This window comes from Rhizobium sp. SVR5-9E, from assembly GCF_056755095.1.
Map to the genome: position 1 here is coordinate 1 of NZ_JBNDHS010000501.1, position 258 is coordinate 258.

The following is a 258-nucleotide window of genomic DNA, read 5'->3' on the forward strand; positions in this document are numbered from 1 at the left end:
AACTGAAATTACCTGGACAAATGCTGCCGGTCAGACGGTAGGAACGGGAGTTCAGACTACAGTTTGCCCCACGCAGAACGATGTCTTTACAGCCAATGTTAAATTTAATATCTGCGGAAACAGTGATCTTACGCTGACCGATGATTTTCCCATAACGTTTGATCCAACTTATCCTGCAGCTAAGAACTACACTCAGAACTTTTGCGGCAATACTTCTGTAAACCTTACGTTGAGCAGTTTTCAGGGAAATCTTACCAC

General features: G+C 43.4%; 1 protein-coding gene. It reads left to right on the forward strand.

Annotation, left to right across the window (positions count from 1 at the left end; all coding sequences use genetic code 11):
• Positions 1 to 258, forward strand: a 258-nt coding sequence (locus tag ACPYOJ_RS35795) for a hypothetical protein (protein WP_481420450.1), incomplete at both ends; no start/stop codon positions are given.